This window comes from Xanthomonas sp. WHRI 7945, assembly GCF_035026585.1.
Genome location: NZ_JAYIQP010000011.1, coordinates 56,889 through 72,427, shown reverse-complemented (window position 1 = coordinate 72,427; position 15,539 = coordinate 56,889). Strand labels below are relative to the sequence as shown.

11 protein-coding genes are annotated in these 15,539 nt (G+C 70.3%); 5 read left to right on the top strand and 6 right to left on the bottom strand.

Annotation, left to right across the window (positions count from 1 at the left end; genetic code table 11):
• Positions 1-22: 22 nt before the first annotated feature.
• A complete protein-coding gene (locus VDQ83_RS10870; RefSeq protein ID WP_455434933.1) occupies positions 23-931 on the bottom strand; it encodes a DMT family transporter in 909 nt (302 codons plus the stop codon).
• A 220-nt stretch (positions 932-1,151) separates the two neighbouring features.
• Between VDQ83_RS10870 and VDQ83_RS10865 the strand changes: the two genes are divergently transcribed.
• The 4 genes from VDQ83_RS10865 to VDQ83_RS10850 all read left to right on the top strand — a co-directional run bounded on the left by VDQ83_RS10865 (position 1,152) and on the right by VDQ83_RS10850 (position 4,426).
• Positions 1,152-2,093, top strand: a complete 942-nt coding sequence (locus tag VDQ83_RS10865; RefSeq protein WP_263395072.1) for a LysR substrate-binding domain-containing protein — start codon at positions 1,152-1,154, stop codon at positions 2,091-2,093.
• 190 nt (positions 2,094-2,283) lie between these two features.
• Positions 2,284-2,598 carry a metalloregulator ArsR/SmtB family transcription factor gene (locus tag VDQ83_RS10860; protein ID WP_455434932.1) on the top strand — a complete coding sequence of 105 codons (315 nt, stop codon included), beginning with the start codon at positions 2,284-2,286 and terminating at the stop codon, positions 2,596-2,598.
• 34 nt (positions 2,599-2,632) lie between these two features.
• Positions 2,633-4,066, top strand: coding sequence for a DUF2867 domain-containing protein (locus tag VDQ83_RS10855; protein ID WP_455434931.1), 1,434 nt, complete (start codon positions 2,633-2,635; stop codon positions 4,064-4,066).
• Positions 4,067-4,132: 66 nt separating this feature from the next.
• The gene (locus tag VDQ83_RS10850) at positions 4,133-4,426 is read left to right on the top strand and encodes a hypothetical protein (protein ID WP_309917570.1); all 294 of its coding nucleotides are present in this window, start codon (positions 4,133-4,135) and stop codon (positions 4,424-4,426) included.
• Between the two features lie 158 nt (positions 4,427-4,584).
• Here the strand turns inward: VDQ83_RS10850 and VDQ83_RS10845 are convergent, their stop codons facing one another.
• Together VDQ83_RS10845 and VDQ83_RS10840 are read right to left on the bottom strand one after the other, a co-directional pair.
• A complete protein-coding gene (locus VDQ83_RS10845; protein ID WP_455434930.1) occupies positions 4,585-5,361 on the bottom strand; it encodes a DUF4349 domain-containing protein in 777 nt (258 codons plus the stop codon).
• Between the two features lie 11 nt (positions 5,362-5,372).
• Positions 5,373-5,729, bottom strand: coding sequence for a GFA family protein (locus VDQ83_RS10840; protein ID WP_263395077.1), 357 nt, complete (start codon positions 5,727-5,729; stop codon positions 5,373-5,375).
• A gap of 106 nt (positions 5,730-5,835) precedes the next feature.
• Here VDQ83_RS10840 and VDQ83_RS10835 point away from each other — a divergent pair, with 106 nt between their 5' ends.
• Positions 5,836-7,653, top strand: coding sequence for a DUF885 domain-containing protein (locus VDQ83_RS10835; protein WP_455434929.1), 1,818 nt, complete (start codon positions 5,836-5,838; stop codon positions 7,651-7,653).
• Positions 7,654-7,930: 277 nt separating this feature from the next.
• Here the strand turns inward: VDQ83_RS10835 and VDQ83_RS10830 are convergent, their stop codons facing one another.
• From VDQ83_RS10830 to VDQ83_RS10820, 3 genes are all read right to left on the bottom strand, one after another.
• Positions 7,931-9,760, bottom strand: a complete 1,830-nt coding sequence (locus VDQ83_RS10830; protein WP_455434928.1) for an ABC transporter ATP-binding protein — start codon at positions 9,758-9,760, stop codon at positions 7,931-7,933.
• Positions 9,761-9,952: 192 nt separating this feature from the next.
• Positions 9,953-12,484, bottom strand: coding sequence for a glycoside hydrolase family 3 N-terminal domain-containing protein (locus tag VDQ83_RS10825; protein WP_455434927.1), 2,532 nt, complete (start codon positions 12,482-12,484; stop codon positions 9,953-9,955).
• Positions 12,485-12,548: 64 nt separating this feature from the next.
• The gene (locus tag VDQ83_RS10820) at positions 12,549-15,314 is read right to left on the bottom strand and encodes a TonB-dependent receptor (protein ID WP_455434926.1); all 2,766 of its coding nucleotides are present in this window, start codon (positions 15,312-15,314) and stop codon (positions 12,549-12,551) included.
• Positions 15,315-15,539 lie beyond the last annotated feature (225 nt).

The following is a 15,539-nucleotide window of genomic DNA, read 5'->3' as shown; positions in this document are numbered from 1 at the left end:
ACGGAAATCGCTGGCGGCCTCTCTAGCGCGCGCGCTGACTGAAAGCGACGCTGCCCAGGATCAGCGCGCCGGCCAGCAGCATGCCCCAGGTCAACGGCTCGCCGAGGATCGACCACGACAGCAGCGCGCCGAACACCGGGACCAGGTAGGTCACCGTCGATGCGCGCGCCGGGCCAATGCGCTGGATCAGCCGGTAGTACATCAGGAACGCCAGGCCGGTGCAGACCACGCCCAGCGCGCCGGCGCAGGCCCAGGCCGCCGCCGGCACCGGCGCGGTCGGCCAGTGCGTCCATGCCAGCGGCGCCAGCAGCAGGGCGCTGCAGCCCAGGGTGGAGGCCGCCGACGCGGCCGGCGGCAGGTCGCTCATGTAGCGCTTCACCAGGCTGTAGCCGATGCCGTACAGCAGCGAGGCGGTGGCGCCGGCGAACGCGGCCGGCCCCACGCTCAGCCCGGCCGACTTGCCGGTGGCCAGCACCACGATGCCGACGAAGCCGATCAGCAGCGCCACCGCGCGGCGCGCGCCGATCTTCTCGCCGAAGAACAGGAATGCGATCAGCGCGGTGAACAGCACGGTCATCGCGTTGCAGATCGCGCCGATCGCGGCCGGTGCGTGCTGCGCGCCCCAGGCGAACAGCAGGAACGGCAGCGCGGAGTTGAGCAGCCCGATCGCCGCCAGGGTCGGCCAGCGCCGCAGCGGAAAGCGCGCGCGCGCCATCCACAGGAACGGCAGCAGCACCGTCGCGCCCAGCGCCAGGCGCAGTTCCACCAGCGCGTAGGCGCCGAACTGCGGCGCGGCCACGCGCATGAACAGGAACGAGCAGCCCCAGACGATGCCCAGGAACAGCAGCTCCAGCGGCGTGCGCCAGTCGCGCACCGCCGGCGCCGGAAGGCGGTCGGCCGGATCGCCGGACGCGGGGTTGGCTGCATTCACCGTGCTGTCTCCTGGGTTCGTTGTCGATGCCGTCGCGCGTGTGGCGGCGCCTGTGCGCCTGCAGCCACACGGGCAAACGGGTCACAAGAAGCGGGGCCGCGCCGGCACATGGCTCGCACCGGCCGCGTATCTTGCGCATGGCTGCCAGGATCGCGCGCCGTCGCAATGCCCACAAGCGCGTAGTATCGTCGCGAGCCACAAATCTGCCGCGTGTCTGCCGATGCAATTGCGCCCTGCCCTGTTGCCCGCGCTCGGCGTGTTCGCCGCCGCCGCGCGCCACCAGAACTTCGCCCATGCCGCGGAGGAACTGCACCTCACCGCCAGCGCGGTCAGCCACCATGTGCGCAAGCTGGAGGCGCTGCTCGGCGCGACCCTGTTCCAGCGCCACGCGCGCGGGGTCAAGCTGACCGCCGAGGGTCGGCAGCTGGCCGATGCGGCCAGCGCGGCGCTGGCCGATATCGCCGCGGTGGCCGGCAACCTGCACCCACAGGCCGACACCGCGCCGCTGCGCATCACCACGCTGCGCTCGCTGTCCTACTGCTGGCTGCTGCCGCGGCTGCCGCGCTTCTGCCAGGCGCATCCGCACGTGCGCCTGGACATCCAGACCGACGCGGCGTTCTCGCGCTTCGAGGACGGCGGTCCGGAGCTGGGCATACGCTACGGCCAGGGCGCGTGGCCGGGGCTGACCTCGCACCACCTGATGGACGACGAACTGTTCCCGGTGGCCTCCCCGGCGCTGCCGCAGTTGGCCACGCTGCGCCATCCCGAACAGATCGCGCAGCTGCCGCTGCTCAGCGACATGTCGCCGCAGGGCTGGCGCGACTGGTTCCGCGCGGCCGCGGTGCGCGGCGTGGCGCTGCCGCCGATGCACACCTTCAACGACAGCACCGACGCGATGCGCGCGGCGGTGTACGGCGTCGGCGCGGTGCTGGCGCGCAAGCACATCGCGCAGCCGTACTTGCAGCGCTACGAACTGGTGCGCCTGCCCGGCCCGGCGTTGAAGGCGCGCTACTCCTACTACATCGTGCATCCCGGCCACCGCCTGCCCAGCCCAGCGGCCAGCCAGTTCATCGACTGGCTCAAGCGCGAGGCGCTGGACGAACGCACGCCGATGCCGGCGCTGCCGGCTGAGCTGCTGGGGCTGCCGCCGGGGGCGAGCTAGCCGTTTCCCGCCTGCTGCGCGCTTTTGTAGGAGCGGCTTCAGCCGCGACAGGCGTTACCGATGGATCCTGTCGCGGCTGAAGCCGCTCCTACAAAAGGCCATCGCCCGAAACTGGACTTCCCATACGGCGCTTGACACGCGGCCACCAATGCATCATTAATTAGCTAATTCGTTAATTATCTAATCCCTGATGTCCATCGATCGCGTGTTCGACGCCCTCGCCTCCCGGCCCCGCCGCGAGATCCTCGCCTACCTGTCGGCGCAGGAACTCACCGCCGGGCAGATCGGGCAGCGCTTCGCGATGAGCGCCCCGGCGATCTCGCGGCATCTGTCGGTGCTGGAAGCGGCCGGCCTGGTGTCCAGCGAGCGCCGCGGCCAGTTCGTGGTGTACCGGCTCACCCCCGACAACCTGGTCAACACGCTCAGCGGCTTCGCCTTCGAGGTCTGCCCCACCGCCGGCCCACTCAAGCGCGAAGCGCGCAAGCTGGCCAAGAAGAACGCCTGAGCCCCTTCCCGCAACGGCCACAAGGAACCCGCCGATGACCACCGCCCCGCCCAGGGATCGCGCCGCCGCACAGACCGGCTTTCCGTCCGTGCGCCTGGCCTCGTACAGCGGCGGGCTGCCGGTGGAAGTGACGCTGATCGCGCAGCTCGGCGCCGGCGCCGGCGACCCGCTGATCGCCCAGGCCTGCGTGCGCCAGCGCGCGCATCCCAGCTTCCACGACGCACTGGACGAGCCGTCGGCGCGTCTGGCCGGCACCGATTTCGCCAATGGCGAAACGACCTCGCTGTTCTCCTTCGCGGTCGGCGCGAACGGGCATCCCTTCCATCGCCACGCCGGGCACCGCATGTTCACCGCGATCACCGGCAGCGGCGGCGCGCAGTTGCGCTTCTGCACCGCGTCGATGGCGCAACTCGAGCAGGACCCGCAGCATTTCCTGGCCGCGCTGCGCCATGTCGACCTGCCGGCCGACTGCCTGTTCACCGTGCGCTTCGGCGGCGGCACCTGGCACCAGTTCGCGCCGTTGCGCGCGAACGCGACGCATCCGGCGTTCTTCGCCCTGTCCTGCCACAGCGACGAGGCCGGCGGCGATCTCGCCGCCGAGGTCCGCGCGCAAGTGCTGGCCGGTACCGCCGACATCGCCACGCTGACCGAACTGCTCCCGGACACGGTGACCGCGCTGCTGGCATCGCCGCAGGCGCGGGCGCTGCAGGTGCCGACGGTGCGCCTGTCGCTGTCGGCTTCGCCCGGCAGCCGCCGGCTGGCCTGGTGCGCGAGCCTGCGCGCGCTCAGCGGGCGCCTGCGCCAGGCGCTGGGCCGCTGGCGGCACCCGCCCGGCTTCGTCGCGCTGGCGCCGCGGCTGGCGGCGGTGCGTGCGCACCCGCAGCCGGTGCCCGGTTCGCTGCTGTGGCGCGAACTGCCGGCGCACGATCATCAGGACAGCGTGCGCCTGCGGCTGCAGGCGCACCAGGTGCACCAGCGCGGCGCGCATGCGCTGATGGTGGCGCTGCTGGAGGGCTTCATGCAGCGTCCGCCGCTCGGCGTGACCTGGTTGATGCGGATCCGCAACACGCTGGTCGCGCCGCTGCGGCTGCGCACCTCGCCGCTGGGCTGTCCGGTGTCCTCGCTGCTGTCGCCGCAGCGCGAGCGCCTGTTCGCCGGCCGCTTCCCGGTGCTGGACCAGGCGCATGCCGCGCACGACCGGCGCGCGCAGGTGCTGCTCGGCGCCGACGACCGCCATCTGCTGTTCCGCAGTTGCGTGGGCGTGGAGCTGTGCGAGGACGGCAGCGTCGAACTGAGCCTGGACACGCGCGTGGCCTGCCGCAACTGGTTCGGGCGCCTGTACATGGCCACGATCGCGCGCGCGCATCGCCACTACATCGCCCCGGCGATGCTACGCGCGGCGGCCGACGCGCTGCTGTCGCCGGTGCTCGACGCGGCGGTGCCGGAGCAGGCCGCGCGCGCATCCTGAGACGTCATCACTTCGCCTTAGCCGGCGCCTGCCTAGCCTTGCTTTCCCCTACCCAGAGAACGGCCCATGCCACTGCTCCGTATCCGCATCACCGGCAGCGAAGACGACGCCCGCGCCATCATCAACCTGCTCGGCAGCCTGGAAGGCATCGAGCACGTCGAGGAGATCGACGACCTGATGAACCATATGGACGACGACGATTCCAGCTCCGCCGGGCTGCCCGACGACCAGGGTCCCGGCACCCACGAGGTCGAGATCGAGGCCGGCAACCTGGCCACTGCACAGAAGGTGCGCGAGGCGGTGGAGGCATTGGCCTTCGACCTGGAAGTGATCGTGGAGTTCGAGCAGGACGAAGGCTAGCGCCTTCTCTCTGGACTGCCGAAGGACTGTAGGAGCGGCTCTGGGTGGCCTCGGGCCATCAGCCGCGACGGGCCTCACCGGTAGAGCCGTCGCGACTGATGGCCCGAGGCCACCTAGAGTCGCTCCTACAAAGTGACACCATCGGCAGCGCCAGCTTGCTAGATTCGTCTGCGGCGCCGGCGCAGCCAGGCGATCAGCCACCACAGCACCGCGCCGAGCAGCAGGAACGGAGTCAGCGCCGCGATCACGCGGATCGCCCAGGCGGTGGCGGAAGCGAAGATCGCGCCGGTGTCGGCGAAGGCTTCGCCGATCTCGCTGCGGCCACGTTCGCCGTCGGGCGTGGCGAACTGCAGGGTCAGCCGCTGCGTCTCGATACGCCGACGATGCTGCGCCGCGTCCTGACTTGCCGCCAGCAGCTGCGTGTCGAGTTCGGCCATTTTCGCCGACAGGCTCATCATGTCGGCCACGCTGAGGTCGCGCCGCTGCTGGAACTCCTGCAGCCGCCGCTGCTCGGCCTGCAGCCGCTGCTGCAGGGCGGCGTTGTCCTGCACCGCCTGCGCCAGATCCTCGGCGCGGGTGCTGCGGCTGCCGATCTCGCCGCCGCTGCCGGCCTGGGCGATCAGCGGCTCGACCCCGGCGGGCACGATGCGCACGCTCAGCGAGGCCTGCGGATGCTCGCCGCCACGCTGTTCCACCGACAGCACGTTGCAGACGCCAAAACGCCCGCTCAGGCAGCTGTCCTGGGCCTGCTTGAGCCGCGCCTCGATCTGCGCCGCCGGCAGTTGCACGCTCACGTCGTGCTCGTAGGCCAGCATCGCCGCGCGTCCATCCGCGGTCGGTGCCGCCGCGGACGCTTCGGCCGCACCGCCGGCGCTGTCGGCGTGCTTGGAACAGCCGCCCGCGGCCAACGCCAGCAGCAGCACGCCCCAGTGCAAGCGCCGCGCCCTCACAGGCTCGCCCCGTCCACGCTGTGCACCTGCAGCGCCGTCAGGTCCACCTGCGGCAGGCAGCGCACGTTGACCGCCACCGTGGCCTCGCCGGTCTTGGGGTGGGTGCCCTCGCTGAAGGGGGCGATGCCGCAGTCCGGGCAATGATGATGGTCGATGTGCAGGCGATTGAAGCGGTAGGTGCCCAGCGCCTCCGGCGCATTGCGCAGCGACAGCGCCGTGCGCGCGCCGAACCACAGCAGCCCGCCGCGGCGCCGGCACATGGAGCAGTTGCAATCGTAGACCTCGGCGATCGGCGCCTCGGTTTCCAGTTCGAATGCGATGCGGCCGCAATGGCAGCTGCCCGAGTAGTTCATCCCTGCACTCCGAGGACCAAGAAGAAGCGCAAGGGTAATCCAACGGCAGGTGCGCGCGCAGCGGCGGCCGCCTATGCTGGCGGATCGACCCACTACAGGAACCCCGATGCGCAAGCACCTGCTCGCCGCCGCCCTGCTCGCCGCCCTCGCCGGCTGCCAGAAACCCGCCGATGCCCCAACGACGCCGTCCGCCGCCGCGCCCGGCAGCGCCGCCGCGGCCGCCGACCCGGCCGCCGACACCGCCTTCGCCGCGCTGTCCAAGCGCGCCGTCGACACCTGGATGCAGCTGTCGCCAGTCGGCGCCACCCAGACCGGCGACCACCGCTACGACAGCGAACTGGACGACCTCAGCGCCGCCGGCCGGCAGAAGAGCCTGGACGCGAGCAAGCAGCTGCTGGCCGAACTGGACAAGCTGGACATGGCCAAGCTCTCGCGCGAGAACCAGGTGGACGCGGCGATCCTGCGCAACCAGTTGCAGTCGGACATCTGGAACAGCGAGGTGGCGCAGAGCTGGGCCTGGGATCCGCAGGTCTACAACGGCCTGGCCGGCGGCGCGATCTACGGGCTGATGGCGCGCGAATTCGCGCCGCTGCCGGAGCGGCTGAAATCGGCCACCGCGCGCATGGAGAAGATCCCGGCGCTGTTCGCGCAGGCGCGCGCCAACCTGGACCCGGCACGGGTGCCGCTGATCAACGCGCAGACCGTGGCCAAGCAGAACCAGGGCATCCTCAGCATCGTCGACACCTTCATCGTCCCGCACGCCAAGGAACTGCCAGAGGCCGACGCGCAGCGCCTGCAGGCGGCGATCGACGGGCTGAAGCAGGCGGTGGCCGAACAGCAGACCTGGCTGGACAAGACCCTGGTGCCCAACGCCAAGGGCGATTTCCGCATCGGCGCGGAGAAGTACGACCAGAAGCTGAAGTTCGCGCTCAATTCCTCGCTGTCGCGCGCCGAGATCAAGCAGCGCGCCGAAGCCGAGCTCAAGCGCGTGCGCGAGGAGATGTATGGCATCGCCCGCACCGTGCTGAAGGACACCCCGAACGCGCCGGCGCTGGTCGATGCGCCGAGCGACGCGCAGCAGCAGGCGGCGATCGAGGCGGCGCTGGAACTGGCCTACGCGCAGCATCCGGCGCGCGACAAGGTGGTCGACGACGCCAAGGCTTCGCTGGCGTCCTCCACCGAGTTCGTGCGCAGCAAGAACCTGCTGACCCTGCCCGACGCGCCGGTGGACATCATCCTGATGCCCGAGTTCCAGCGCGGCGTGGCGGTGGCCTACTGCGACTCGCCCGGCCCGCTGGACAAGAACCTGAAGACCTTCTACGCGGTGTCGCCGATTCCCGACGACTGGAGCGCGCAGCAGGCCGAATCGTTCCTGCGCGAATACAACGGCCGCATGATCCACCTGCTGAGCATCCACGAAGGCGTGCCCGGCCACTACGTGGAAGGCTGGCACTCGGCCAAGTTCCCCTCCACGCTGCGCGGCGTGCTGCGCTCGGGCGTGTTCGCCGAGGGCTGGGCGGTGTACACCGAGCGGATGATGCAGGAGCAGGGCTACCTGGACAACGATCCGCTGTTCCACCTGGTGCAGCTGAAGTTCTACCTGCGCACCCTCGCCAACGCGCTGCTCGACCAGGGCGTGCACGTGGACAACTGGAGCAAGGAACAGGCCATGCAACTAATGGTGCACGACACCTTCCAGCAGCAGAGCGAGGCCGAGGGCAAATGGGTGCGCGCGCAGCTGACCTCGGCGCAGCTGCCGACCTACTTCGTCGGCGTGCAGGAACACCTGGACCTGCGCAAGGCGATGCAGGCCAAACTCGGCGACACCTTCGACCTGAAGGCCTACCACGACCAGGTGCTGTCGTATGGGGCGCCGCCGGTGCGGTTCGTGCGGGAGCTGATGTTGGATGAGCCGATCCAGTGAGAAGCCGGGATTGGGGATTCGGGAGTCGGGATTCGTAGAAGCGGTTCCCCGCGCCCGATGACCTCACGCGATCCAACTGGAGAAAAGCCCCCCCTTGAGTCAAGGGGGGCGCGCCGACAGGCGCGGGGGATCTGGATGGTGATGAGCTGGGGCCCACGGTTTGCGTAGCAAACTGTGGGGGCGACAGCGCGCATGCGCTGACGCCGCTCTGAGCCGGGGCCCGCGGTTTGCGCAGCAAACTGTGGGGGCGTTAGCGCGAATGCGCTGACGCCGCTCGCTAGCGCGCTCCTACGAATCCACCCGTCTGCCGCGCCCACAGCCGTGCGTACAGGCCGCCGCGCGCGACCAGTTCGGCGTGGGTGCCGGTTTCGACGATCGCGCCCTGGTCCATCACCACCAACCGGTCCATCCGCGCGATGGTCGACAGCCGGTGCGCGATCGCGATCACCGTCTTGCCGGCCATCAGTTCGTCCAGGCTGTCCTGGATCGCCGCTTCCACTTCCGAATCCAGTGCCGAGGTCGCCTCGTCCAGGATCAGGATCGGCGCGTCCTTGAGCAGCACGCGGGCGATGGCGATGCGCTGGCGCTGGCCGCCGGACAGCTTGACCCCGCGCTCGCCCACCTGCGCGTCGTAGCCGCGCTGGCCCTCGCCGTCCACCAGTTGCTCGATGAACTCGGCGGCGCGCGCCTTGGCCACCGCGGCGCGCAATTGCGCCTCGCTGGCGTCGGGCCGGCCATACAGCAGGTTGTCGCGGATCGAACGGTGCAGCAGCGAGGTGTCCTGGGTGACCAGGCCGATCTGCCCGCGCAGGCTTTCCTGGGTGACCGCGGCGATGTCCTGGCCGTCGATCAGGATGCGTCCGCTCTCCAGGTCGTACAGCCGCAGCAGCACGTTGACCAGGGTCGACTTGCCGGCGCCGGACGGCCCGACCAGGCCAATCTTCTCGCCGGCGCGCACCTGCAGGTCGAGCCCGGCGATGACCCCGCCACGCTTGCCGTAGTGGAAATGGATGTGCTCGAAGCGCACATCGCCGCGCTCCACGCGCAGCGGCACCGCGTCGGCGCGGTCCTGCACCTGCGCCGGCTGCGCGATGGTCTCCATGCCGTCCTGCACCGCGCCGATGTCCTCGAAGATGCCGTTGACCGTCCACATGATCCAGCCGGACATGTTGTGGATGCGGATCACCAGGCCGGTGGCCAGGGTGATCGCGCCCACGCTGATCTGGCCGCGGCTCCACAGCCACAGCGCCAGCGCGCAGGTGGCGGCGATCAGGAAGCCGTTGGCGACGGCGATGGCGGTGTCCATCGCCGTGGTCATGCGGGTCTGCCGGCGGTGCTTGGCCGCCAGCTCGCCGATCGCCTCACGCACATAGCTCTGCTCGCGCCCGGCATGCGAGAACAGCTTCAGCGTGGCGATGTTGGTGTAGCCGTCGACGATGCGGCCCATCGCCTTGGAGCGCGCATCCGAGGCGATCCACGCGCGCTCCTTCATCCGCGGCACGAAGTACACCATCAGGCCCACGTAGACCAGCAGCCACACCAGCAGCGGCGCCATCAGCCACGGGTCGGCCTGGGCGAACAGCCACAGCGCGCTGCCGGTGTAGACGGCGATGTACCACAGCGCATCGACCATCTGCACCGCCGACTCGCGCAGCGAGGTGCCGGTCTGCATGACCCGGTTGGCGATGCGCCCGGCGAAGTCGTTCTGGAAGAAACCCAGGCTCTGCCGCACCACGTAGTTGTGCATCAGCCAGCGCGAGCGGTTGCTCAGCCCGGGCACGATGGCCTGGTTGACCAGCAGGTTGTGCAGCGCCACGAACAGCGGCCGCGCCACCAGCACGATGGCGGCCATCCACAGCAGTTCGCCGCCGTGGCGGTGGAAGAATTCCGGCCCCGGCCGCTCGGCCAGCATGTCGACGATGCGGCCGAGGAAGTCGAACATCGCCACTTCCACCAGCGCCAGCAGCAGCCCGGCCACCAGCGTGGCCAGCAGCAGCGGCCACAGCGGACGCAGGTAATGCAGGTAGAAGCGCGCCACGCCGCGCGGCGGCATCTCGGTCTCCACCTTCGGGAAGACCTCGATCAGGGATTCGAACCAGCGAAACATCGAAAAACGCCAACGACCAACGGGGCGCCAGGGTAGCCTATCGCGCGTCAAGCGCAGAGCGCGGACGGCGGCGTCCGCGAACGGGAAACCGCCGACATCCGGCGCGCTTCGCCACGCGCGCGCGGGCCTGGCGGCGCCATGCGCATCCCCGGCTCGCAACCTAGCCGCGGCCGCTTGCGCTGCGCAGCGCGACTACTGGCATTGCACCGCGTCGCCCGCATCCGCGGCGCCGGCGACGATCTGGATGCGGGTGAAGGCGGCCGCGAACGGCGCATCGGCATCGATCGCGAACGGCATGTCGATGCCGCCCAGGTCGGCGCCGCGCTTGGCGAAGCAGGCCAGCGGCACGGTCACGGTGCGCTTGCCGCTGCCGGCGGCGGCCAGCAGCGGGCCGATGTCGATGCCGTCGCCGCAGCCGCGCAGGCAGCCCAGGCGCAGCGTCACCGGCGCGCTGGGCGCGTGCTCCACCACCACGTCGAACTGCAGCGCCGCGTGCGCCTGCGCCATCGCGGTCAGGTTCTGGCCACCGGGGCTGCTGGCGAACAGCCGCGCCGGCGCGTGCCAGGTCACCTGCTTGGCGTCCTGCTGGGTGTTGACCTGCACCGTGCGCACGCTCAGCGCAGGCGCGGGCTGCGGCCACTGCAGCGCGGTGTTGAGATCGGCGCCGAGCGCGTGCTCCTGGCCGCGCGCGGCGAGCTTCAGCGCGAACGGCGGCGCATCGCGCAGGTTGAACACCGGCAGCGTGGTGGCCGCGCCGCAATTGTCCGGCAGCTGCACCGGCAGCGTGCCGACGCGGCCGCCGCGCGCGTAGCGCAAGCCGTAGCCGACCGCGAACAGCGGCGGACGCGCCGGATCGGCCGGCGCCACCGGCGGCGGGCAGGCCTGGCCCGGCCACGGGAAGCTCAGCTGCCCGCGGAAATCGTGCGCGCCGCCGAACAGCACGTCGGCCACGCCGCCGCCTTCGCTGCCCGGCAGCCAGGCGGCGACGAAGGCCTGCGACAGGTTGAGCAGGTCGTTGACGTACAGCGGCCGCCCGGACAACAGCACGGTGATCACTGGCTTGCCGGTCGCGGCCGCGTCCTGCAGCGTCTTCAGGTCCTCCGGGTGGCGCTGGCTGTGCGCCATGGTGCCGGAGGCGACGATGTCGCCGCTGCCCTCGGCATACGGGGTTTCGCCGATCACCGCGACGATCGCGTCGTAGCTGCCCGGTTGCGCCGCGGCGACCGACGCGGCATAACGCACCTGCGCGGCGCCGCCGACCTCGCGCAAGCCGGCCAGGATGCTCTGCGCATTGGGGAAATCGGCGTTGCCGTTGTCGATGCCCTGCCAGGTCAGCGACCAGCCGCCGGCCTGGTCGGCGATGCTGTCGGCGCGCCTGCCGACCACCAACAGGCGCTGGCCGCGGCGCAGCGGCAACGCGCTGCGCTCGTTCTTCAGCAGCACCAGCGATTCGCGCACCGCGCGCCGCGCCAGGTCGCGCTGCACCAGCGCATCCTCGCGCCCGGCGTAGCGGCTGGCGGATGGCGCGTGCGCGAACAGCCCGGCGCGCAGCTTGACCCGCAGGATGCGCCGCACCGCATCGTCGATGCGCGCCTGCGGGATCTGCCCGGACTGCACCTGGGCCACGGTGTTGTCGATGAACGCCTTCCAGTCGTCGGGCACCATCACCATGTCCACGCCGGCGTTGATCGCCTGCGCACAGCTGGCATTGCTGCAGCCCGGCACCTGGCCGATGCCGTTCCAGTCGGAGACGACGAAGCCGTCGAAGCCCATCTTCTGCTTCAGCGCCCCGGTCAGCAGCGGTTCTGCGCCGTGCATCTTGCCGTAGTCGACGCCGGCGCCGACGTCGTTCCAGCTGCTGTAGGACGCCATCACCGTCTGCACCCCGGCCTCGATCGCGCCGTAGTAGCCCTGCCCGTGCACGTTGACCATCCGCACCTTGTCGATCCGCGCCACGCCCTGGTCGCGGCCATGCTCGGTGGCGCCGTCGCCGAGGTAGTGCTTGGCGGTGGCCAGCACGCTGGCGTCGTCGCCGAGCCGGCCCTGCATGCCGCGCACGTAGGCGGCGGCGTAGCTGCGCACCAGCGCCGGCTCCGACGAGAAGCTCTCGTAGGTGCGCCCCCAGCGCGGATTCTCCGCCACCGCCAGGGTCGGCGCGAACGCCCAGGCGATGCCGGTGGCGCGGCTGGCCTGTGCGGTGGCGCGCGCGACCTGCTCGACCAGCGCCGGGTCGCGCGCCGCGCCCAGGCCGATGTTGTGCGGGAACAGCGTGGCGCCGTACACGTTGCTGTGCCCATGCACCGCATCGGTGCCCCAGACGATGGGGATCGGCACCTGCGCATCGGTGCGCATCGACGCCTGGTAGTACGCGTCGGCCAGCTGCAGCCAGTCCTGCACCCGCGCGTGCTTGTTCTTGCCCGGCCACGAACCGCCGCCATTGAGCACCGAGCCGATGTAGTACTGGCGCACCTGCTCGGGCGTGATCGACTTGATCTCGGCCTGGGTCATCTGCCCGACCTTCTGCGCCAGGGTCATGCCGCCCAGGATCTGCGCGATGCGCGCCTCGCTGGCCGGATCCTGCGCGACCGCACTGCGCAGCGCCGGCCAGTCGCGCAGCGGTGCCGGCGCGGCCGGCGGCGCGGCGTCGGCCACGGCGGCGAGGCTGGCGGCGGCGAGGCTGGCGGCGGCGAGCAGCGCGCGGGCCCAGGGGTGCGGTGTGGACATGCGGTTTCCTCCATCGATGGGCGGCCGGGCGCCGCGCCGCGGCGCGGCGTACGCGGTCGCCAGTTCAGAGCTTGTAGCGGAAGCCGAGCAGGTACTGGCGGCCGTACTCGGTGTATTCCTCGGGCAGGAACACCGTGGACGCGATGCCGGCGGCGCTGACCTCGGTGCGGAACGCCTCGTTGGTCAGGTTGTTGACCTGGAACATCAACGACAGTCCCTTGAGCCTGCCGCTGTCCGGGAAGTCGTAGCTCAGCTGCAGGTCGGTGACGCGTTCGCTGAGCGTGTTGCGGTAGCTGCGCTGGCCGAACAGCGATCCGTACTCGCCGCGGTAGGCGTCGCGGTAGCGCTGGCTGACGCGCGCGCCGAACCCGTGCTTCTCGTAGAACAGCGTGGCGTTGGCGACGATCTTGGACAGGCCGGGGATGGTGTCGGTGCCGGGCGAGTTGTCGCTGGGATCGGGATCGATCGACGATTCGGTGTAGGAGCCGTTGACCTGCACGCCGAAGCCGTCCAGGCGCTCGCTGAACACGTCGCCGGTGACGCTGGCGGCGAACTCGATGCCGCGCATGTAGCCGCCGCTGCCGTTGGCCCAGGTGCTGAAGGTGCCGATGTTGGACACCGGAGTCTGCCCGTCGGGGTTGTAGCCGGTGAAGTCCCAGGTCAGGTTCTGCCGGTAGATGTAGGTCTGCAGGTCCTTGTAGAACAGCGCCAGGCTGACGTAGCTGGCCGAACCGAAGTACTTCTCCAGCGACAGGTCGAGCGCATCGGCGCGGTACGGCTGCAAGGTCGGGTTGCCACCGCTGCCGCTCCACAGCCCGGTGGTTGTGTCCACCGCGGCGCTGGCATCGGCACTGAGGTAGTTGATCGGCGGGCGCATCAGCTGCTTGGCCGCGCCCAGGCGCGCCATCCAGCCGTCGCCGAAGTCGAACACCAGGTTTAGGCTCGGCAGCGCGTCGTGGTAGCGCGCGCCCAGGGTCTGCGCGCCAACCACCGCACCGCCGCTGGCGTTGAAGCCGGTCGACGACTGGTCGGTGCTGATGTACTGCAGGCCGGCGTTGCCGCGCACGCGCACGCGCTCGCCCAGGTCCATGTCGATGTTGGCACGCAGGTAGTAGGTGTTGACGTCCTCCTCGACCACGTAGTCCTTGCGCAGGTCGTCGTTGCTCTCCGACAGGCTCACGTCGTAGTAGCGCGACAGCAGCGCGCGCGGATCGAAGCTGAGGATGTCGCCGATGCCGGCGAAGCCCAGCGAGGTCGGCGCATACAGCAGCGACGGGTCGACCAGGGTCGGCGTGCGCCCCGGCAGGTCGGCGAAGTACACGTCGGCGCGCTTGTCCTTGCTGCGCCGGTTGACGTTCACGCCCAGGTCGAAGCTGCGCACCAGCGCGGTGTCGACGTCGTAGTTGAACTCCAGGCGGCCGGCCTTGATCTCGTCCTTCTGCCAGGAATTCTCCACCCGCCCGTCGTGCCCCCACTTCTGCGGGTCCCACAGATACACCGCACCGGGATCGGCCAAGTCGGCGAGCGAGTAGCGCGCGAAATCGTTGCTCAGCGGCAGCTCGAAGCCGATGTCCTGCGGATCGGCCAGTCCGGCGTAGGTCTCCAGCTGCGACTGCCGGCGCTCGGCGCGCGAGTAGTTCAGGTCCAGGCTCAGCGACCAGGGCGCGAAGCGCAGCGTGTTGGTCCAGCCGACCGAGAGCAGCTTGTCCTCGCGGTCGTTGCGGTCGTTGCGCAGCACCGGCTGCACGCCGCTGAGGGTACCCTGGGTGATGATCGGCACGCCCTGGCGGTCGCTGGTGACGATGTCGCGATAGGCGACCTGCTGGCCGAGCGCGTTGCTGAAGTCCGGCGCGTTGGACCACATCGCGCCGTGCATCGTCTCGTTCTGCTCGAACTTGGACCAGTAGCCGTCGAGCACGCTGTGGAAGTGCTCGTTCGGCTTGTACTCCAGCGTGCCGATCACACCGTCGCGGGTGAGCTCGCGCGACTTGATCCACGCTTCGGAGCCCTGCAGCGCGACCGCGCCCGGCGGCTTGCCCGGCTGCGTGGCGCCCCAGCTGTCCGGATTGCCCCACCACCACGCCTTGTAGTGCTTTTCCTGGAACGGCGAATTCAGCCGCGCCACGCCCAGCGCCACGCCGATGGTGTCGCCGGCGAACTGGTCCACGTAGGACGCCGCGGCGCGGTAGCCGGTGTCGTGGCCGTCGTCGCCGAGCTCGCCGAAGGAATTCTTCTCGCCGTTGCCGCTGACCACGATGCGGCGCTCGTCCAGGTCCAGCGGGCGGATCGTCTTCAGGTCCACGGTGCCGGACAGGCCCTGCCCGATCACCGCAGCGTCGGCGGTCTTGTAGACGGTGACCGCGTTGATCAGTTCGGCCGGGAACTGGTCGAACTCCACGCCGCGGCTGTCGCCGGTGCTGACCTGTTCGCGGCCGTTGAGCGTGGTGCCGACGAACTGCTCGGACATGCCGCGGATGTTGATCACCTGCGAGCGCCCGTCCACGCGCTGGGTAGCCACGCCCGGCAACCGCGAGATCGAATCGGCGATGCTCACGTCCGGAAGCTTGCCGATGTCCTCGGCCGAGATCGCCTCCACGATCAGCGACGATTCGCTCTTGGTCTCCACCGCCGTCTCGATGGCATGGCGGATGCCGGTGACGCGTACCGCGTCCAGCGTGCCGACCGTGTCCTGCTGCGCCGGCGCGGCCGGGCTGGCGGTTTGCGCGTGCGCCTGCTGCAGCGCGGCGATGCAACAGGCCACGGCCAGCAGCCGCCGCGCCGGCACGCCGCGGCGTGCGCGGGCGACGAAGAATTCCTGCATCCCCTTCATGTGCTGCCCCTCCCGGCATTTTTGACAGCGCTGTCATACGCGCTGTATCCAGTGCGGTCAATCCCGGTAGGAGCGCGCAATGCCGCAGCCAAGCAAATTCATGACGTTCTTCGCCGATGCGGCGTCGCGCCGCATGGAATCGTTGCGGCGCAACACGGGGTTTGCGCGGCGTTTCGCGGCCGCGCGCGCTATGCGGCGAAGCGCTGCGCGTGCCTGTTGCGTTGC